At 72.2% G+C, this 18,763-nt stretch carries 15 protein-coding genes; 9 read left to right on the top strand and 6 right to left on the bottom strand.

The features are described from left to right. Positions 1 to 109: 109 nt before the first annotated feature. Positions 110 to 1,453, bottom strand: coding sequence for an alkaline phosphatase family protein (locus ACFWE2_RS16845; RefSeq protein ID WP_377225369.1), 1,344 nt, complete (start codon positions 1,451 to 1,453; stop codon positions 110 to 112). A 126-nt stretch (positions 1,454 to 1,579) separates the two neighbouring features. On the opposite strand from ACFWE2_RS16845, the gene leuS reads away from it, so the two are divergent. Next, positions 1,580 to 4,531: a leucine--tRNA ligase gene (gene leuS / locus ACFWE2_RS16840; protein ID WP_377225371.1), complete on the top strand. Its 2,952-nt coding sequence runs from the start codon at positions 1,580 to 1,582 to the stop codon at positions 4,529 to 4,531. Between the two features lie 62 nt (positions 4,532 to 4,593). Here leuS and ACFWE2_RS16835 read toward each other — a convergent pair whose 3' ends face one another. Further along, on the bottom strand, positions 4,594 to 5,481 hold the full coding sequence (locus ACFWE2_RS16835) for an endonuclease domain-containing protein (RefSeq protein ID WP_377225368.1): 888 nt from the start codon (positions 5,479 to 5,481) through the stop codon (positions 4,594 to 4,596). A gap of 133 nt (positions 5,482 to 5,614) precedes the next feature. Beyond that, positions 5,615 to 7,339 carry a helicase HerA-like domain-containing protein gene (locus tag ACFWE2_RS16830; protein ID WP_377225367.1) on the bottom strand — a complete coding sequence of 575 codons (1,725 nt, stop codon included), beginning with the start codon at positions 7,337 to 7,339 and terminating at the stop codon, positions 5,615 to 5,617. Between the two features lie 92 nt (positions 7,340 to 7,431). Here ACFWE2_RS16830 and ACFWE2_RS16825 point away from each other — a divergent pair, with 92 nt between their 5' ends. Then, positions 7,432 to 8,313, top strand: coding sequence for a DegV family protein (locus ACFWE2_RS16825; RefSeq protein WP_377225366.1), 882 nt, complete (start codon positions 7,432 to 7,434; stop codon positions 8,311 to 8,313). 27 nt (positions 8,314 to 8,340) lie between these two features. Here ACFWE2_RS16825 and ACFWE2_RS16820 read toward each other — a convergent pair whose 3' ends face one another. Next, a complete protein-coding gene (locus ACFWE2_RS16820; RefSeq protein ID WP_377225365.1) occupies positions 8,341 to 9,219 on the bottom strand; it encodes an alpha/beta fold hydrolase in 879 nt (292 codons plus the stop codon). Positions 9,220 to 9,452: 233 nt separating this feature from the next. Here ACFWE2_RS16820 and ACFWE2_RS16815 point away from each other — a divergent pair, with 233 nt between their 5' ends. The 6 genes from ACFWE2_RS16815 to holA all read left to right on the top strand — a co-directional run bounded on the left by ACFWE2_RS16815 (position 9,453) and on the right by holA (position 16,354). After that, positions 9,453 to 10,439 (top strand): helix-hairpin-helix domain-containing protein, encoded by a 987-nt coding sequence (locus tag ACFWE2_RS16815; RefSeq protein WP_377225364.1) that lies wholly within the window; start codon positions 9,453 to 9,455, stop codon positions 10,437 to 10,439. Continuing rightward, entirely contained in the window at positions 10,436 to 12,820 is a 2,385-nt protein-coding gene (locus ACFWE2_RS16810; protein ID WP_377225363.1) for a ComEC/Rec2 family competence protein, read from the top strand. Before ACFWE2_RS16815 ends, ACFWE2_RS16810 begins: the two co-directional genes overlap by 4 nt. A 181-nt stretch (positions 12,821 to 13,001) precedes the next feature. Continuing rightward, positions 13,002 to 13,793 carry a hypothetical protein gene (locus ACFWE2_RS16805; RefSeq protein WP_377225362.1) on the top strand — a complete coding sequence of 264 codons (792 nt, stop codon included), beginning with the start codon at positions 13,002 to 13,004 and terminating at the stop codon, positions 13,791 to 13,793. A gap of 10 nt (positions 13,794 to 13,803) precedes the next feature. Beyond that, entirely contained in the window at positions 13,804 to 14,493 is a 690-nt protein-coding gene (locus ACFWE2_RS16800; RefSeq protein WP_377225361.1) for a hypothetical protein, read from the top strand. Next, positions 14,493 to 15,317, top strand: a complete 825-nt coding sequence (locus tag ACFWE2_RS16795; RefSeq protein WP_377225360.1) for a neocarzinostatin apoprotein domain-containing protein — start codon at positions 14,493 to 14,495, stop codon at positions 15,315 to 15,317. The genes ACFWE2_RS16800 and ACFWE2_RS16795 overlap by 1 nt, the downstream gene beginning before the upstream one ends. Before the next feature lie 29 nt (positions 15,318 to 15,346). Further along, complete coding sequence (gene holA, locus ACFWE2_RS16790) at positions 15,347 to 16,354, top strand: DNA polymerase III subunit delta (protein ID WP_377225359.1); 1,008 nt, start codon at positions 15,347 to 15,349, stop codon at positions 16,352 to 16,354. 137 nt (positions 16,355 to 16,491) lie between these two features. On the opposite strand, the gene rpsT is transcribed toward holA, so the two are convergent. Next, positions 16,492 to 16,752 carry a 30S ribosomal protein S20 gene (gene rpsT, locus ACFWE2_RS16785; protein ID WP_377225358.1) on the bottom strand — a complete coding sequence of 87 codons (261 nt, stop codon included), beginning with the start codon at positions 16,750 to 16,752 and terminating at the stop codon, positions 16,492 to 16,494. 244 nt (positions 16,753 to 16,996) lie between these two features. Between rpsT and ACFWE2_RS16780 the strand changes: the two genes are divergently transcribed. Beyond that, positions 16,997 to 18,121, top strand: coding sequence for a calcium:proton antiporter (locus ACFWE2_RS16780; protein WP_377225357.1), 1,125 nt, complete (start codon positions 16,997 to 16,999; stop codon positions 18,119 to 18,121). 65 nt (positions 18,122 to 18,186) lie between these two features. Here the strand turns inward: ACFWE2_RS16780 and ACFWE2_RS16775 are convergent, their stop codons facing one another. Next, the gene (locus ACFWE2_RS16775) at positions 18,187 to 18,741 is read right to left on the bottom strand and encodes a type II toxin-antitoxin system PemK/MazF family toxin (RefSeq protein ID WP_377225370.1); all 555 of its coding nucleotides are present in this window, start codon (positions 18,739 to 18,741) and stop codon (positions 18,187 to 18,189) included. Between the last annotated feature and the right edge of the window lie 22 nt (positions 18,742 to 18,763).

Here is an 18,763-nt window from a genome sequence, read left to right as displayed (position 1 = left end):
GTGTTGCTGTGCGTCGACACTGTCTACGCACAGCAACACACCCCGTCTCCGTGCTGTCGCCTCGCGGCCCCGGGCGCCTCGCGTCGGGTCGCTCTGGGCGCGACCGCCGTCAGCGGCGCAGTGCCTCGCGCAGCGTCCTGCCCTCGCTGCCCGACGGCGGCGCGTAGCCCAGCAGTGCCGAGATCGTCGGCGCGATGTCGATGTGGCGCGGCCGCCAGGGCTGAACGCCCGGCCGGACACCCGCTCCGGCCAGCACCAGCGGGACGTGGAGCTCCGTGGTGGCGCCGTGCCGGCCGGCAGGCCCGGCGGGTGTGGCACCGAACGACCAGCCCGGCTCCGGCTCGACGACGAGGTCGCCGTAGTGCGGGCTCATGTGCATACGGCGCTGATCGTCCTTGTCGAAGACGTTCCGCACCTGTGGCAGCCCCTCCAGCGCCGCGTGCAGCCGCCGGACGGCGGCGGGGTCACCAGCGCGCTCGCCGATGATCCGTACGTCCGCGACACCGCCGACGACTATCGCGACGTCGGTGCCAGGGGCCGGCGACCGGCCGCTGGTCAGGATCTGCGGAGTGAAGCCCGCCGCCTCGATCGCGGCCAGCGCCTCGGCACCGAAGCCCTTGTCGAACGTGGTCATGCCGTGGTCGCCGGTGATGACGAACGCGGTGCGGCCGTAGGTCCCGGCGTCCTTCGTGGCCTGCACGATGCGTCCGAGCTGCCGGTCGATGTCGGCGAGCGCGCCGGGGATGCGTGGGTCCGCGTCGCCGCCCTCGTGCCCTATCGCGTCCAGGGTGTCGCAGTAGACGGTCATGAGCTCGGGGATACCGTTCGCGGTCACGAGCTGCCCGCCCGAGCTGACGGGCTCGCCCCGCAGCACGGCGACGGCGTCGTCGGTGCGGCGGGCGCAGTCGCCGCCCGGCTGGGTGTAGAGCCCGTCCGGGTCGCCGTAGGTGACGCCGTAGTTGTGCAGGACGAACCACTGCGCGGAGAACACGGTGCCGCCCTGCTCGCGGACCGACTGGGCGATGGTCGGCACGGCGAGGTCACGCTGCTGGCCCCTGGCCGTGCCGGTGGCCGGGTCGAACCAGTAGGCGGTGTTGCGGTGGGTCTCCGGCCAGGCGCCGGTCGCGACCGACGACCACGACGGGTTGGTGATCGAGGTCATCACGCCGGTCGAGGTGGTGACGCTGCCCCGGCGGAGGAGCTGGCGGAGGTTCGGCATCTCCGCGGTACCGTCACGGACCAGGTCGAGGTATTCGACGTCGAACCCGTCCAGGGCGAGGAAGACGACGTGGTCGGCCGGGCCGTTCCCGGCAGTGGCGGAGGCGGAGGCGGAGGCGAGCGCGGGGTCGGCGTCGTCCGCGGGCGACGGCGCGGCGGAGGCGGCGGTCGAGGCCGTCCACACGACGGTGGCGGCGATGCTGGCGGCGAGGATCTTTCGCAACGAGGGCATCATGCGGGCAATTCGAGCACCTGACGAGGGAACGCGGGGGGAGGTGCGAGCGAATGTCGGATGAACCTTCACCCTGTGGACGAGCGAGGGCCGGGGACCCCGTCGGTCGGTAGACTCGGGCAGGTGACCATGCCCGACGCACCCGAGCGCACCACGTCTTCGGACGAGCCCCGTTTCCGCTACACCCCGACCCTCGCGCAGCAGATCGAGCTGCGCTGGCAGGACGTCTGGGAGGAGCGCGGAACCTTCCACGCGGCGAACCCGGACGGGCGACTTACGGGGCCGGGCGGGAGCCCGGCCGAGGGTGCCCCGTACTTCATCATGGACATGTTCCCGTACCCGTCAGGTGCGGGCCTGCACGTCGGCCATCCGCTCGGCTACATCGCCACGGACGTGACCGGGCGCTTCCGCCGCATGTGCGGCGACAACGTGCTGCACGCACTGGGCTACGACGCGTTCGGCCTGCCGGCCGAGCAGTACGCGGTCCAGACCGGACAGCACCCGCGCGTGACCACCGAGGCCAACATCGTCAACATGCGGCGCCAGCTCCGCCGCCTCGGCCTGGGGCACGACTCACGCCGCACCTTCGCGACGATCGATCCCGAGTACATCCGCTGGACGCAGTGGATCTTCCTGCAGATCTTCGACTCCTGGTACGACGCCGAGGCCGAGCGCCCCGGCCCCTCGACGGGTTCCGGCCGCGGCCGAGCCCGCCGCATCTCCGAGCTGCGCGACGAGCTGGCCGCTGGTACGCGCCCCGTCCCCGGGCACGACGGCGACAACACCGGCGGGGCCGTCTGGTCGGCGCTCAGCGCGGAGGAGCAGCGCGACGTCGTCGACGCGCAGCGTCTCGCGTACGTCGACTCCTCCCCGGTGAACTGGTGCCCGGGCCTCGGCACGGTGCTCGCCAACGAGGAGGTCACCGCCGACGGCCGGTCCGAGCGCGGCAACTTCCCCGTCTTCCAGCGCAACCTGCGCCAGTGGAAGATGCGCATCACCGCGTACGCGGACCGCCTGGCCGACGACCTGGAGCTGATCGACTGGCCGGACAAGGTCAAGTCGATGCAGCGCAACTGGATCGGCCGGTCCGTCGGCGCCAACGTGCGGTTCGACGTCGTCGGGACCACCGAGGGCGACGCCGCCGGCGCGGCCGGGACGCTCGAGGTGTTCACCACCCGCCCCGACACGCTCTTCGGCGCCACCTTCATGGTGGTCGCCCCCGAGCACCCGCTGCTCGACGAGGTGCCCGCGGCCTGGCCCGACGGGACGCGCAGCAGCTGGACGGGTGGGTACGACACCCCGATCGAGGCCGTCGCCGCCTACCGCCGCGAGGCGTCCGCGAAGACCGCCGTCGAGCGGCAGGCGGACGCGGGCAAGAAGACGGGTGTGTTCACCGGGCACCTGGCCGTCAACCCGACCAGCGGGCTGCAGGTCCCGGTGTTCACGGCGGACTACGTGCTCATGGGCTACGGCACCGGCGCCATCATGGCCGTGCCGGGCGGTGACGAGCGCGACTACGCGTTCGCGGAGGCCTACGACCTGCCGGTGATCCACACGGTCGAGCCCGAGGGCGGCCTGCCGGCGGACCACGTCGGTGCGTACGCGGGTGACGGCGTCGCCGTCCGCTCCGCGAACGACGAGATCTCGCTCGACGGGCTCGGCGTGGCCGAGGCCAAGGCGAAGATCATCGCCTGGCTGGAGAGCAAGAACATCGGCGAGGGCACGACGACCTACCGCCTCAACGACTGGCTGTTCAGCCGCCAGCGCTACTGGGGCGAGCCGTTCCCCGTGGTCTGGGACGAGAACGACCGTCCGGTGGCGATCCCTGACGAGCTGCTGCCGGTGAACCTGCCCGACGTGCCGGACTACGCGCCGCGCACCTTCGACCCGGAGGACGCCAACTCCGAGCCGGAGGCGCCGCTCGGCCGCAACGACGACTGGGTGTACGTCACGCTCGACCTGGGCGACGGGCCCAAGAAGTACCGCCGCGACACCAACACCATGCCCAACTGGGCCGGGTCGTGCTGGTACTACCTGCGCTACCTCGACCCCACGGAGACCACTGCGGCCGCGCTCCCGGAGCTCGAGCAGTACTGGCTCGGGCCGCAGCACAACCCGACGTCCGGGCCCGCGGGCGGCGTCGACCTGTACGTCGGCGGTGTCGAGCACGCGGTGCTGCACCTGCTGTACGCGCGGTTCTGGCACAAGGTCCTGTTCGACCTCGGCCACGTGACGAGCATCGAGCCGTTCGGCAAGCTGTTCAACCAGGGCTACATCCAGGCGTACGCCTACACCGACTCGCGCGGCCAGTACGTGCCGGCCGAGGAGGTCGAGGGGGACGAGCAGACCGGCTTCACGTGGCAGGGTCAGCCCGTCAACCGTGAGTACGGCAAGATGGGCAAGTCGCTCAAGAACGTCGTGACGCCGGACGACATGTACGAGCAGTACGGCGCCGACACGTTCCGCGTCTACGAGATGTCGATGGGCCCGCTGGACCTGTCGCGCCCGTGGGACACCCGCGCCGTCGTCGGCTCGCAGCGGTTCCTGCAGCGGCTCTGGCGCAACGTCGTCTCCGAGGAGACCGGCGAGCTCACGGTGACCGACGACGAGCCGGACACCGCGACCCTGCGTGCCGTGCACCGCGCCATCGCCGACGTGCGCGTCGAGATGGAGCACATGCGGCCGAACACGGCGATCGCGAAGCTCATCACGCTGAACAACCACCTCACGGGGCTTTCGGCCGTGCCGCGCTCCGCCGTCGAACCGCTGATCCTGATGACGGCGCCCATCGCGCCGCACATCGCGGAGGAGCTGTGGTCGCGGCTCGGGCACGAGGAGTCGCTGGCGCACACGCCGTTCCCGACGGCCGAGGCGCAGTACCTGGTCCAGGACACCGTGACCTGCGTGGTCCAGGTCCAGGGCAAGGTGCGGGCCAAGTTCGAGGTCGCGCCGGACATCTCCGCGGAGGACCTGGAGGCGGCGGCGCTCGGCGAGCCGAACGTGGTCAAGTTCCTGGACGGCCGGGGTGTCCGCAAGGTGATCGTCCGCGCCCCCAACCTGGTCAACATAGTCCCGGCCTAACCCCTCGTTGAGTGCTGGGTATTTGTGGGCTCTGGCCGCTGGAACCCACAAATACCCAGCACTCAGCACTCTGCTAGGACTTGACGCTTTCTGATTGCGGCTCGGATCCTGGCGATCAACCGCTCGGGGTAGCGGATCACGTCGTCCGCTGTGGCCGTGACGATCAACCAGCCGGAGTCCTCCAGGAGCTGCCGGCGCTCGACGTCGCGGCGCCAGGTCGCCGGATCAGTCCGATGATGGTCTCCGTCGTATTCAATTGCGATCTTGAGGCGTGGATAGGAAAGGTCCGGGAGGGCGAGGAACCGGCCCTTGTCATCCAGCGCCGGCACATTGACCGCGGGCTCGGGCAGCCCGGCGTCGACCATGAGAAGCCGTAGGTCGGTCTCCATCGGTGAGTCGGTTCCGGGACGGATCAGCTCGATGGCCTCCCGGCAGAGCGTGAGTCCTTTCATCTTGAAGGTCTCACGCATCAGAGAGTTCAGCTCATCGGTCGTGGTCAGGGGGTTCTTGCGGCGTGTCATTGCGTCACCGAGGCTGACCAAGCTGTTTCTGTTCAAACGGTGCGCGACCTGGAGCCAGGTCTGCGGCGCGGACGTGATCCGCAGGTCGAAACGGTCGATGACGTCGAACTGCTTCTGCCCGCAGAAATGCGGGGCAACCGCGTACCGCTGCGGCCGCTCACCGCGACGCGGGGTCACGATGTGGATCGCGTGATCGTCCTCGAGCTGCCAGGGAACGTCGACACCGAGCAGGCGCAGCGCCGTCGTGCGCGCGAATGCAGCATTGGGGTGGATGACACGCGCGATCGCTCGGCATCGGTCGATGAGCGACGGGTCGGCGTCGTCGATCCGCACGCCAGAGGTCGGGGCGAGGAACCGGCCGTTTCGCAATATGTGTCTGCTGACGCCGCGAGCGGGCGCTTCTGAGACCGTGAAGATATCGGATGCCACGCGTTTATGGTCAAACGCATTGCGAGGCTCTGCTTGCTATCCACAGCCCCAGTCCCGCGAGTTCGTTGAGTGCTGGGTATTTGCGCGATTCAGCCGCTGGATCGCGCAAATATCCAGCACTCAACGGCGGGGGTTAGCGGCGGCGGGTGCCGAAGAGGGAGCGGGTCAGTTCGCGGACTATTACCGTGCCGGCCGTTCTCGCGAGCGAGCCCACCACACGGTTCCGCTCCCGGGCAGCCTGTTCCTTGTGCCGGGCCTCCGCCCTCTCGCGGGTGGCGGCCTCCCGCTCGAGCTTGGCACGCTCCTTGGCGATCTCGCGCTCGTCCTCGGCGGCCGCGGCCTCGCCTTCCGCGGCGGCGCGCCCAGCGGCCTGCTCCTGGGCCTTCGCCTGGAGCAGCTCGAACGCCGATTCGGCGTCGACCGCCGTCCCGTACTTGGCCTGACCGGGTGACGCGGCCACCACCCGGTCGATCTCGGCGTCTCCCGCGGGGTCCATCGAGGCCTGCGGGGCACGCACCCGGGTCCACGCGACCGGCGAGGGCGCACCCTTCTCCGTCAGCACGGTGACCACGGCCTCGCCGGTGCCGAGCTCCTGCAGCAGGCGCTCCAGGTCGTACGGCGACGTGGGGAAGGTGCGCGCGGCGGCGCGGAGCGCGGCGGCGTCGTCGGGCGTGAAGGCGCGCAGCGCGTGCTGCACCCGGTTGCCGAGCTGGGCCAGGACGTCGGCCGGCACGTCCTTCGGTGACTGCGTCACGAAGAAGACGCCGACGCCCTTGGACCGGATCAGCCGGACCGTCTGGACCACCTGCTGCAGGAAGTCCTTCGAGGCGTCGGCGAACAGCAGGTGCGCCTCGTCGAAGAAGAACACGAGCTTGGGCTTGTCGGCGTCGCCGACCTCGGGCAGCTCCTGGAAGAGGTCCGCGAGCAGCCACATGAGGAAGGTCGAGAACAGCTGCGGCCGGTCCTGGACCGCGGGCAGCTCCAGCACGCTCAGCACACCGAGGTCGCCCCTGGTGGCGATCAGGTCCGACGTCGAGAAGGCGGGCTCCCCGAAGAAGACGTCGGCGCCCTGGCCCTCCAGGCCCACGATCTCGCGCAGGATGACACCAGCCGTTGCCGCGGAGACGCCGCCGATGCCCTTGAGCTCGTCCTTGCCCTCGTCCGAGGTCAGGTGGGCGATCACCGACTGCAGGTCCTTGAGGTCCAGCAGCGCGAGGCCCTTCTTGTCGGCCCAGTGGAAGATCAGCGTGAGGCTCGACTCCTGCGTCTCGTTCAGCCCCAGCACCTTCGACATCAGCAGCGGCCCGAAGTCCGTGACCGTCGTGCGGATCGGGACGCCCTTGCCGATCCCGCCCAGCGAGTAGAACTCGACCGGGTACTGGGTGGGCGTCCAGTCCTGTCCGATGCTCGCGGCGCGCTCCGCGACCTTCGGGTTGTCCGGACCGGGGATCGCGAGCCCGGACAGGTCGCCCTTGACGTCCGCGAGGAAGACGGGCACGCCGGCCAGGGAGAGCCCCTCGGCCATGCCCTGGAGGGTCTTGGTCTTGCCGGTGCCCGTCGCGCCGGCGACGAGGCCGTGCCGGTTCAGCATCGAGAGCGCGAAACCGACCTGGACCTGCGGGTTCGGGATGGCCTCCCCGCCCGGCTCACCCTCGAGCAGAGCGCCGAGCGGCAGCGTGGCCTCCGCCGCATAGCCGGCGGCTACCTCGGCCGCGTAGCCCTGGACGGCGGGGCCGGTGGGCTGGGCGACGGCGGGACCGGCGGGTTCGGCGGCGCGTTCCGCATCTTCGAGGGCCTTCTGGGCTGCCGCGGCAGCTTCCCGCAGTGCGGCGAGGTCGGGCGTCGATGCATCGGGCATGTCTCGGATGCTAGGTCGGGCCGGCGCGCCGCGCGCGGGGAGAACGCGCGGTTTCGTCGTGCGGATGCCCGCGCGGATAGAGTGGCGCGGTCATGCGCACCCGACGTCGTACATCCCGCCCGGCACCTCAGGAGGTGCGGGTCGTCACCGACTCGACCGCCTGCCTGCCCATGGGTCTGCCGGGCGGCCCGGTCGTGGTGCCCCTGCGTGTCCTCGTGGGCGACGAGGTCTACGCGGAGGGTGAGGACGTCACGCCGGAGCGGCTGGCGGAGCTGGTCGCCGAGGGCGCTCAGATGACCACCTCCCAGCCGCCCCCTGAGGCCTTCGCGGCCGTCTACCGCGCCCTCGGTGACGAGGGCGCCCGGTCCATCGTGTCGGTGCACCTGTCCGGGGCGCTGTCCGGCACCGTCGGCTCCGCCGGTACCGCCGCCGCTCGGTCGCCCCTGCAGGTGCGCGCCGTCGACTCGCGGACCGGCGCGGCAGGCCTCGGCTTCGCCGCCCGGGCCGCCGCGGAGTGCGCCGCCGCAGGGGCCGACGCCGCCCATGTGGCCGCCCGGGCCATCGAGGTCGCAGGGACCGCGCACGCCCTGTTCGTCGTCGACACCTTGGAGCACCTCCGTCGCGGCGGCCGGCTGTCCGGCCCGGCGGCGGCGCTGGGCACGGTCCTCGGGGTCAAGCCGATCCTGAAGCTCTCGGACGGCGCGGTGGAGCTCTCCCAGCGGGTGCGGACCCGGGCGGTCGGCGCCGAGCGCCTCCTGGAGCAGGCCGCCGGCTTCGTCGCCGAGGCGACGCGGCCGGTCGTCGCCGTGCACCACTTCGGCGCGCACGACCGGGCGCTCGCCCTCGCGGGTCGCCTGCACACGCGTACCCGGGTCGACGTCGAGGTCACACCGCTGAGTGCGGTGCTGGGGGTCCACGTCGGCCCGGGCACGCTCGCGGTGGTGGTCGCCGACCTGGGCGACCACGCCCACTGAGGCCCGAGGGCTCGGCCCGGCCGGACGTCAGCTGGTCAGGACCTCGCGCAACTTCGCAGCGAACTCCACGGGCTTGTCGGCAGGCTGGCCGTACTCACCGCCGCTGAACCCACCGTGCCCGCCGGGGAAGACGACCGGCTCGGAGCCGAGCAGCGCGGCCGCCCCGCGAGCGGCGCGGCCGGTCATCTGCTCGCCGGTGTCCGCGCCGACGGCGATCAGGACACGGGGCCCGCCCGACCTGAGCGCCTCGTACCGCGGCTCGTACGGCGGCAGCACCAGCATGTTCACGCCGAACATCAGGTCGTCGCGCGAGCCGTCGTCCTCGGTCGGCAGGCCGAACGCGGCCGGGTCGGGGTCGGGCTGCTTCGCGTGGTCCGCCGTGAGCTCACCCTCTGTCATGAGCACGGTGATGAACTTCGCCATGGCGGCGCCGAAGCCCTTCGCCTGGTAGGTGTCGTGCATGTCCGTCATGGCTGCGGTCATCGCCTCCCGGTCGGGGAGCGCGGTGGCCAGGGGCGGCTCGTGCGCGACGACCGTGCGCACGTCCTGTGGATGAGCCGTCGCCAGCTCGAGCGCCACCACCGCGCCGCCGCTGGACGCGAACAGGTCGACCGGTCCACCGCCGACCGCCTCGATGACGCGGTGCACGTCCTCGGCATGGGTGGCGACGCCGGGCAGCTCGGTCTCCGTGTCGAGGTCCCGGGTGCTGCGCTCGACGCCACGCGGGTCGTACGTGACGACGGTCCGGTCCGTGAAGTGGCCGGCGAGCGTGGTGAACCCTTCCGCTCCCATCGGGAGACCGATCAGCACCAGCGGCGGCTCGTCGGACGGCGTCGCGGCCTCGCGCACGTCGTAGGTGAGGACGCCGCTCGGCACCTCGAGGGTGAAGGTCTTCTTGTCCGTCATCGTGCTAGCTCCTGACTCTGTGGCGTTTCTCGCGCTTTCTACCAGGTCAGACGACGGTGCCTGGCAGAACTCATCGGGGATCGCCCGTAAATCTCGTCGGTCCTGCGCGCAGACCCACACGACGGCCCGGTGCGGCCGCGAGCGCGACCACAGGTCAGGTTCTTCCGTGTCTGTGCACAGGTGGGGCGCGGAGCGTGCCGGCGGACGGCGGAGCCCGCCTAGCGTCTTGATCCATGCAGCCAGAGACCGCGCAACAGCAGCTTCCCGACCCGTGGCCGTTCAGCCCGGTGCACGGACCCGGCGCCCAGCCGGTCCCCGGTCAAGGCAGCCCGGACGAGGCGCTGACGGACGCGGCCCGGACGGACGTGGCCCGAACCGATGCCGACGAGCTGGTGGCCCGGCTGCGTTCCAGGCGGTCAGCCTCCGGGGTGGCCGCGGCCTACGCGGCCGCGCACGGCCACCCGACCGACCCTCGGCCCGAGCAGGGCGCCCGCAGGTGGGCACTGAACGGCACGACGGCGGTGGTCGGGTTGGTTGCCGTGCTCCTGCTCGGCGTGGGTGCTGCGGCGCTGTCCCTGGGCGGCGGCGACGAGCCGCTGGCTCGGCTGGCGGCCGACCGGGAGCCGGTGGGCGGGCAGGCGGACGGACCAGCGGGCTCGTCGGTGCCGCCCGGGCCGTCCGCGCCGAGCGGCCCCTTGCCGACAGCCCCGGCAGCGGGCTCCGCCGGCGGAGCGGACGGCGGCCTCCTCGTGCACGTCGTCGGCGAGGTGGCCGAGCCGGGGCTCGTCACGGTGCCCGCCGGCGCCCGCGTGGCGGATGCGCTGGAGGCGGCAGGCGGCACCACCCGCAAGGCCGACCTGACCGCCGTGAACCTGGCACGCGCGGTCGTCGACGGCGAGCAGTTGTACGTGCCCGAGCCGGGCGAGCAGGTACCCGGGGCTCCTGTGCCCGGAGCCGGCGGGCCGGCCTCGGGCCCGGGCGGATCGGGCACGGGCGGATCAGGCCCGGGCGGCGGATCCACGGGCACCGTCGACATCAACACCGCGGACGCGGCCGCGCTGGAGGCCCTGCCCGGCATCGGTCCGTCGATCGCCCAGGCGATCGTCGAGTGGCGTACGGCCAACGGGCCGTTCGCGAGCGTGGACGAGCTGGAGGACGTGCCGGGTATCGGCCCGGCGACGCTGGCCGAGTTCCGCGACAGCGCACGGGTAGGGCCATGACCGACCTGCGGATGGCGCCGGCGGCCCTTGCGGTATGGCTCGTGGCCTGGCTGCTGACCGGGCCAGGAGCAGGCTGGACCGGCCCTGCGACGTGGGCGGCGGCGGCGCTCGTCGCGGCCGCCTGCCTCCACCTGCTGCTCACGGCGACCCTGACGCGAGGGGCAGGCCGGCCCGTGGTCGCGCACGCGGCCCTCGCCGCTGCCTGCGCCCTGGCGGTCACGGCCTCCACGCATGTCCAGGCCGCGGGGCGGGCCCCGCTCGGCGACCTCGCCGAACAGCGGGTGACCGTGACCCTCACCGGCCTCGTCGTCTCCCAGCCGGAGCCGTTCTCGTTCGCTCCGGGGCCGGTCACGCCCGGGGCAGGGCAGCACCGCTGGGTCCTCGCGGTCCGCGGCATGGAAGCGCGAGGCGTTGGTTCGGCGGTCCGGGCGCACGTTCAGGTGCTGTCGAGCACCGCGCCCCGGTACGGGGCGACCGTGACCGTCTCGGGTGTGCTGCGGCCCGCCGAGCCCGGCGCGGCGGAGGCCGGCCGCCTGGCGGCCGACGGCGCGAGCGAGATCCGCGCCCCACCCGCGGGCCTGCGAGTGCTCGACACCCACCGCGCGGCACTCCTCGACGTCACGGACCCGCTGTCCGCGCAGGGCCGCGGGCTGGTCCCGGGCGCCGCGATCGGCGACACCACCCGCCTCCCGGACGACCTCGCCGAGGAACTACGCAGCACCGGCCTTGCTCACATCACCGCGGTCTCGGGCGGTCACTTCGCGGTGGTCGTCGCCGTCCTGACGCTGCTCTGCTCGCTGGCCCGGCTACCGAGGCCGGTCAGGGTGACCCTCGTCGCGCTCGCTTCCCTCACCTTCGTCGCGCTCGTCCGACCGGAGCCGGCCGTGCTCCGCGCCGCGGTCATGGCAGCGTTCGCCCTGACCGGCGTCGCCATCGGGCGGCCGTCGCAGTCGGTTCCGGCGCTCGCGGCATCGGTGGTGGGGCTGCTGGTGGCGGACCCGTGGCTGGCCCGCTCGTTCGGGTTCGCGCTGTCCGCTGCAGCGACCGGCGGGCTCGTGCTGCTCGCTACGCCGCTGGCCGCTCGGCTCGCGCCCTGGACGGGGGACGCGGCCGCCTTCGCCCTGGCGGTCCCGCTCGCCGCGCAGGCCGCGTGCGGCCCGGTGCTTGTGTTGCTCGATCCGTCCGTGTCCACGGTGTCGGTCCTCGCGAACCTGCTGGCCGCCCCGGCAGTGGTGCCCGCGACGGTGCTCGGGCTCGCCGCGACGGTGCTCGCGCCGGGACTGCCGACGCTCGCGGGCCTCGTGGCCTGGACAGCGAGCGGCGCCACGTGGTGGATCGCGGTGGTCGCGCACTGGTGTGCCGCGCTCCCTGGCGCCGTCGTCCCGTGGTTGGGCGGGCCTCCGGGCGCCCTCATACTGGCGGCGCTCACGGGCGTCGTGCTGTGGGTGGTGCTGCGGCGTGCCCCGCTGCCGGGCTGGCCCGAGTCCTGGCGCACGGCGGCCCGGTCGGGCCTGCGCGCGGCGCTCACTACGCGGCGCCGCCGGCTCACGCGGGCACGCGTCGTGGCGCTCCTCGCGGCCGGCTCGGCGGCGGTGCTCGTGGTCGTGGTGGCTGTGCCGCGCCTCGCCGTCCGCCCGGGCATACCGCGGGACTGGTCGGTGGCGGCGTGCGACGTCGGGCAGGGGGACGCGCTGGCGCTGCGCACCGGGCCCACGTCGGCGGTGGTGGTCGACGTGGGCCCCGACGGGCCCGCTGCGGGCCGCTGCCTCGACGAGCTGGGCGTGGCCAGGGTGGACCTGCTCGTGCTGAGCCACTTCCACGCGGACCACGTGGGCGGCCTCGGGCCGGTGCTGGCAGGGCGAGAGGTGGCGGCGGCGCTCGTGTCCCCGGTGCCGGAGCCCGCCGCGAACGCGGCGGCGACCGGGGCGGCACTGGCGGCCGCGGGCGTGCCTGTCGGCGTCGCGCGGACAGGCCACCGGGGGACGGCAGGGTACCTGACCTGGCAGGTGCTGTTGGCGGGTGCGGGGGAGGGCGCGAACGACTCGAGCGTCGTGCTCGCGGCCCGGACCGGTGGTCTCGACGTGCTCGCGCTCGGCGACCTGGAGGACGCGGGTCAGGCCGAGCTCGTGCCGCTGGCCGGGCGGACCGACGTCGTCAAGATGGCCCACCACGGCTCGGCGGTGCAGTCCCGTGCGCTGGCGGAACGCCTCCGCCCGGCGGTGGCGCTGGTCTCGGCGGGTCGGGACAACGACTACGGCCATCCGACCGACGAGGCGCTCGACCTGTACGCGGGCGTCGGCGCGGCCGTCGTCCGGACCGACGAGTGCGGCACCGTCGCACTCGTGGTGCGCGGGCAGGAGGTGTCGCTGGCGGGCTGCTGACCACGTCCACCCGGACGGCCTCCCGGGTGGCCGCCGTCCGGCACACCCACACCTCTTGTACCAGGTCACGCCGAGGTATTGCGGCAGGCGCGCCACACTTCGCGAAACGTTGCGGATCCCGTGGGCCGCTCTACCGTGGGTGAGGACGGAGAGTTCGTCAGCACCTACGAAGGGGGGCTTCGTGGCTGATCTCAAGCTGACCGTCCGGCGGTACCGCCGGACCATCGCGGTGACCGTGACGGCGGCTCTGCTCGTACCGGCGATGGCGTTCAGTGCCGCGGGGCGGGACCAGGCCGCCGCACAGCTCGAGCTGCGGCAGGAGCTCCTGGCCCAGGCCGTGGTCACCGACGTCTCGGAGGCCGATCAGACGGTCCGGGTGGATGTCGCCGAGGATCCCGCGGCCGCGGACACCTGGCTCGAGGAGTCGGCGGAGGTGCTGGACGGCTGGACCGTCGTCGTGGCCGGGATGGACACGACATCGGGCGAGGACCGCGCGAAGCTCGACGCCGAGGCGATCGCGGGCGACCCGCCGTCGACGGACGAACCGTGCCCGGAGATTCCCGAAGGTCCCCGCTCCGCCGACGGCGCCACCACGCCCTACCTGGGCTGCGCGCCGGACGGTGACGTCCAGGCCACCACCCGGTCGGTCGGGAAGGGTTCGGCGAGAACCACTCTGGCCAAGGCGGTCGACGAGGTCCTCGCGTCCTACCTGCCGGGCGCGCGCCTGGCACCCACCAAGGTCCGGATCGACGAGGGCGAGGCGACGGTCGACGTGGCGGCCGGGTTCGAGCAGGCCCTGTCCGACGCCGGGGTGTACCCGGGCGACGTCTGGCAGGCGCTCCTGTTCACCGCGCACAGCAACGGCGACATCGACTCGGTGCGGTTCACGCTCGCCGGGGACTGCCTCGCCTTCGCGTACGCGACGGGCGGCGACATGTGCGCCGCGACCGACCTGCCGATCGACCTGGGCTGAGGAGGCCACGATGCGCGCGACACCCCGCCGGCTCCTGACCGGCCTCACCGCCCTGGCGCTCGTCCTGACCGGGCTGCTCGCGGTGGCCCCCGCGGCGTCGGCCGACGTCACCTACGTCCCGGAGAACTGGAACGGCAAGGTCGTCTACCTCTCCCAGGCATGCCACGACCGGGGCGACACCGTGTGCCACACGAACACGGGCTGCGACGGGTTCAGCGAGAACGCGAACTCCCGGCTGGTCGCGATGACCGCTACGACCCACACGGACGCCAAGCAGCTCAACCTGCTGGAGCGTGGTTACAAGGTCGTCCGCGGCACCGGTCTGACCACGGAGAACATCGCGAACTCGAACCGGGTGGGAGCGGACGTGCACGTGCCGATCCACTCCAACGCCATCAACCGGTCGTGCGAGACCAAGCTCTCCGCCGACCGGTTCGGCACCCACGTGATGTACGTGTCGGCGGCCGGCCGGAAGTGCGCACGGATCATGACGTCGATAGTGGGTTCGGCCAGTCCCGGGACGAACGATGCCCGCCAGTACCGCACCGACCTCGGCGAGCTCAACCAGACCAATGCCGTCGCCTGCTATCTCGAGCAGGAGTACCACGTGTGGGACGAGGGAGTGAGCTGGATGCGGGACCGCAACACCTGGAGCTGGCGCATCGCGGGCAGCATCGACGTCTTCCTGGGCTACCCGTGATGCGTGCGCGTCCGCTAATCCCGGTCATCGCCGTCGTGCTCGCGCTGGCTGCCTGCACGGCAGCTCCGCCGAACCCCGGCCCGGCGCAGGAGCCCGGCCCGACGAGCAGCGCCGGCCCGACGTCGTCGGGCGACCCGGAGGACTCCGGCGACGCGCCGGCCATCACCGTCCGTACCGCCGGTGGCTCCTGGGTGGTGCGCGGCACGGGTTTCACGGGCGGCAACCAGTACCTGGTCCAGTGCACCGGCGGCACGACGGCGGGTGCGAAGGCGCTCGACGAGTGCGACATGTCGACCAGCGAGCAGGTGGTGGCGGACGCCGAGGGCCGGATCTCGGCGACGCGACCTGCCCGGGCGTTCGTCAACGTCGGCTCGGTGTCAGAGGTGGACTGCACCGGGGACCCGTGCGCCCTGGCCGTCGCCGATCTGTCCGACGTGGTGCTCGCGGCGGCGGCCGCGCCCCTGCCGGACGGCTCGGAGCCGCCCGAGGCGCCCACGCTCGTCCTCTCCGAGCAGGAGCTCGGCACGGACAAGGGCCGGGTCACGGTGACGGGTGAGGGCTACGCGCAGGGCGCGACGGTGCGCCTCGTGCAGTGCGCCACCACGCCGGACGGCGGTGTCGACGCTGACAACTGCCTGTACGACGACGGCAAGCGCGTGGTCGCCGACCGCACGGGCTCGGTGCTCGCCCGGCTGACCGTCGAGCGCGAGATCGAGCTGGTCGGCGGAGGCGTCGCCGACTGCGCGGTGGCGGGCGCGTGCGTGGTCGCCAACGCCTGGACCGACGGCGGGCGCATGGCGGTGGCCGACCTCCTCTGGGAGTGATTGTCGGTGGTGCGTGGCAGGCTGTGTCAGTGCCTCCTGCGACCAAGCGCCGTACCGCCACACCTGCCACCGGCCGGAGCTGGGACGAGCCGACGCTCGCCCCGGTAGTGCTCGTGCGCGGGGCCGAGCCCCTCCTGGCCGAACGTGCGGTGGACGGCGTCGTCGGGCTGGCGCGTGCGCGTGACCCCGAGATCGAGAAGGTCGAGCTGGAGGGCACCACGTACGGTCCCGGCCAGCTCGTGGTCGCCACGAGCCCTTCCCTGTTCGGCGAGGCCAAGATCGTCGTGGTCCGGTCGGCTGAGTCCGGCACCGAGGAGCTGATGGCCGACCTCGTCTCGTACGTCGGATCGCCGGACGAGGAGACCGTCCTCGTGGTCGTGCACGGTGGCGGGCAGCGCGGCAAGAAGATGCTCGACACCATCACGAAGTCGGGTGCGCCGGTGATGGTCTGCGAGCCGGTGACCAAGGACAGCGAGAAGGCGTCGTTCGTGGCAGGGGAGTTCAAGGCCGCTCGCCGTCGGGCCGACGCCGAGGCGGTGCGTGCCCTGGTGGAGGCCCTCGGCAGCGACCTGCGCGAGCTCGCGTCGGCCTGCTCGCAGCTCATCGCCGACACGACGGGCACCATCACGGCGGCGACCGTGGACAAGTACTACGGCGGACGCGTCGAGGCGACGGGCTTCCGCGTCGCCGACGCCGCCGTGGCCGGTGACGCCGGGGGAGCCGTCGCGCTCCTGCGGCACGCGCTCGACACGGGGCTGGACCCCGTGCCCATCGTCGCCGCCCTGGCGCTGCGGCTGCGCAACCTCGCGAAGGTCGCGTCGATGCGCGGCGGCGGCGGGTTCTCCGCACGCGACATCGGCATGGCGCCCTGGCAGGTGGATCGCGCCCGCAAGGACCTGCGGAGCTGGACGCCGGAGGGCCTCGCGGCGGCGATCTCCGCCGTCGCGCAGGCGGACGCGGACGTCAAGGGCGAGTCAAGGGACCCGGTCTTCGCGGTGGAACGTGCGGTCCTAACGATCGCCCGCTCCCGCCGCTGACAAAGCCGCGCTCGTTGAGTGCGGGGTATTTGCGCGTTGGAGCGTTTCAAACGCACAAAAATCACGCACTCAACGCTCAGGCGGGGACGCGAAAGACGCCGTCCTCCCCGTGGGTGGACGGCGTCTTTTGGGGCGGCTCAGAGAGCGGCGACGGCCTTCGCGAGGGCCGACTTGCGGTTCGCGGCCTGGTTCGCGTGGATGACGCCCTTGGCCGCTGCCTTGTCGAGCTTGCGCGACGCGGTGGCAAGGGTAACCGTCGCGGTCTCCTTGTCGCCGGCTGCGACGGCCTCGCGCACCTTGCGCACGTGGGTCTTCAGCTCCGACTTGACGGACTTGTTGCGCAGACGAGCCTTCTCGTTCGTCTTGATGCGCTTTATCTGGGACTTGATGTTTGCCACGATGGGACTTCCTGGTGTGTTCGCCTGACGGCGAGCGGATAGGTCGTAGAGGGCGGTCGCAGCTCCGGGACTGGGGTGGGGACCCGTGGAGAGGAGCTGGGACTGTGCCCGCCGACCTGGGCGGACACGCGACCTCCAAGATTACCAGAGGCTGGGGCGTCTCGGGCGAGGAGTCCGGTGTGACACCGGCTACGGCCGCCGTCGGCCAAAAAGGACCCTGACGAGCCACCTTAGAATCCCAACCATGACTACCGCGACTCTGAGAGGCCGTCTCCAGTGGACCGTGGTGGTGCCAGTCCTTGCCGCGGTGCTCCTCGTGGTGACGTGGAGCAGCCATGACCACCCGGTGATCCTGACCGCGATCGGCGCCGCTCTGGTCGGTTCGGTGCTCGCGGCGGTGCACCACGCAGAGGTCGTTGCGCACAGGGTCGGCGAGCCGTTCGGCTCCCTGATCCTCGCGGTGGCGGTGACCGTGATCGAGGTCGGCCTGATCATCATGCTGATGAGCAGCGGCGGCGACGCAGCAAGCACCTACGCCCGGGACACCGTGTTCGCCGCCGTCATGATCACGTTCAACGGGATCGTCGGGCTGTCCCTGCTCGTCGGTGCGAGCAAGCATCACCTGGTCAGCTTCAACGCGTCGGGCACCGGGTCGGCGCTCGCCACGGTGATCGCGCTGGCCGGGGTCACGCTGGTCCTGCCACGGTTCACGACGTCGGCGGACGGCGGCGCGTACACGCCCTTCCAGCTCGCCTTCGCGGCCGTGGCGTCGCTGATGCTGTACGGGGCGTTCGTCTTCACCCAGACCGTGCGGCACCGCGACTTCTTCCTGCCCGTCACGAGCGACAGGTACGGCCGCGTCACGGGCGTCATCAAGGACGAGGACGGCGACGACCACGCCGACCCGCCGGCCGCGAAGGAGGCGTGGATCAGCGTCGCGCTGCTGGTCCTCGCGCTCGTCTCGGTGGTCTTCCTGGCCAAGCTGCTCTCGCCCACCATCGAGCACGGGGTGGCCGCGGCGGGCCTGCCGTACGGGGTGGTCGGCGTGGTGATCGCGCTCCTCGTCCTCGCACCCGAGTCGATAGCCGCGGTCCGCAACGCGCTCCGCAACCGCGTCCAGACCAGCCTCAACCTCGCCTACGGCTCGGCCATGGCGTCGATCGGCCTGACCATCCCCACCATCGCCGTCGCGATGATCTGGATGGAGGGGCCGCTCACCCTCGGCCTCGAGCCGGTCCAGATGGTGCTGCTCGCGGTCTCCGTGGTCGTGGCGATGCTGAGCATCGCGCCGGGCCGGGCCAAGACGCTGCAGGGCGTCGTGCACCTCGTACTCCTGGCCGCGTTCCTGGTGACGTCGATCCAGCCATAGATCCAGGCTCGACCTGTCAGACGCTCAGGTCACGGGAGTGGCCTGAGCGTCTGACACGTCCGGGGTCAGAGTGCGGCGGCGACCTGGTCGAAGACGGCGCGGTCGAGGATCGCGCCCTCCCGGCGGACGGCGTCCGGGTGGATGCGGATCACGCGGTTGAGGCGCACCTCGGAGGGGCGGCCGTTGCTGTCCCAGGAGCCGGTGCCGATGTCCATCCAGCGGCGGCCGGCGCGGGCCTCCTGCGCGGCGTCGCGGTCGTGGTCCTGGCTGGTGAGCTGCAGCGCGAGGAGCCAGGGGCCGTCGTTGCCCACGATCAGCACCGGGCGGTCCTTGCCCTGGCTGTGATCTTCTTCATACGGCACCCACGACCAGACGATCTCACCCGGGTCGGGCTCGCCGTCGAGCTCGGGCCGGTAGACGGGCTTGACCGTGCCCACGTAGTCGCCGGGGTAACCATCGGTCTCGGGCAGGTTCCGGCCCGAGGCCGGACGGCGGTCCCGGGGCGTCGGCCCCGGCGCCGGCCGGTCGCCGGCGGTGCGGCGGTCGCCCTGGTCGAGGAAGGTGCTTGCCACGGCCTCGACGACGTCACCGAGCAGCTTGATCCACGGGTTCTGGTTCACGGAGGGCAGGGTAGCCCGGCGT

It is taken from the genome of Promicromonospora sp. NPDC060271 (assembly GCF_042726755.1).
Lineage (GTDB): Bacteria > Actinomycetota > Actinomycetes > Actinomycetales > Cellulomonadaceae > Promicromonospora.
Note: the sequence above shows the minus strand (reverse complement) of the source record. Positions and strands in the feature narration are given on the sequence as shown.

Bases quoted from the DNA above. Each gene is read 5' to 3' on its own strand.
- ACFWE2_RS16795 (WP_377225360.1), top strand. From the start codon at position 14,493: ATGCGTGCGCGTCCGCTAATCCCGGTCATCGCCGTCGTGCTCGCGCTG.
- ACFWE2_RS16810 (WP_377225363.1), top strand. From the start codon at position 10,436: ATGACCGACCTGCGGATGGCGCCGGCGGCCCTTGCGGTATGGCTCGTG.
- ACFWE2_RS16825 (WP_377225366.1), top strand. From the start codon at position 7,432: ATGCGCACCCGACGTCGTACATCCCGCCCGGCACCTCAGGAGGTGCGG.
- ACFWE2_RS16830 (WP_377225367.1), bottom strand. From the start codon at position 7,339: ATGCCCGATGCATCGACGCCCGACCTCGCCGCACTGCGGGAAGCTGCC.
- ACFWE2_RS16800 (WP_377225361.1), top strand. From the start codon at position 13,804: ATGCGCGCGACACCCCGCCGGCTCCTGACCGGCCTCACCGCCCTGGCG.
- leuS (WP_377225371.1), top strand. From the start codon at position 1,580: ATGCCCGACGCACCCGAGCGCACCACGTCTTCGGACGAGCCCCGTTTC.
- ACFWE2_RS16780 (WP_377225357.1), top strand. From the start codon at position 16,997: ATGACTACCGCGACTCTGAGAGGCCGTCTCCAGTGGACCGTGGTGGTG.
- ACFWE2_RS16815 (WP_377225364.1), top strand. From the start codon at position 9,453: ATGCAGCCAGAGACCGCGCAACAGCAGCTTCCCGACCCGTGGCCGTTC.
- ACFWE2_RS16820 (WP_377225365.1), bottom strand. From the start codon at position 9,219: ATGACGGACAAGAAGACCTTCACCCTCGAGGTGCCGAGCGGCGTCCTC.
- ACFWE2_RS16845 (WP_377225369.1), bottom strand. From the start codon at position 1,453: ATGATGCCCTCGTTGCGAAAGATCCTCGCCGCCAGCATCGCCGCCACC.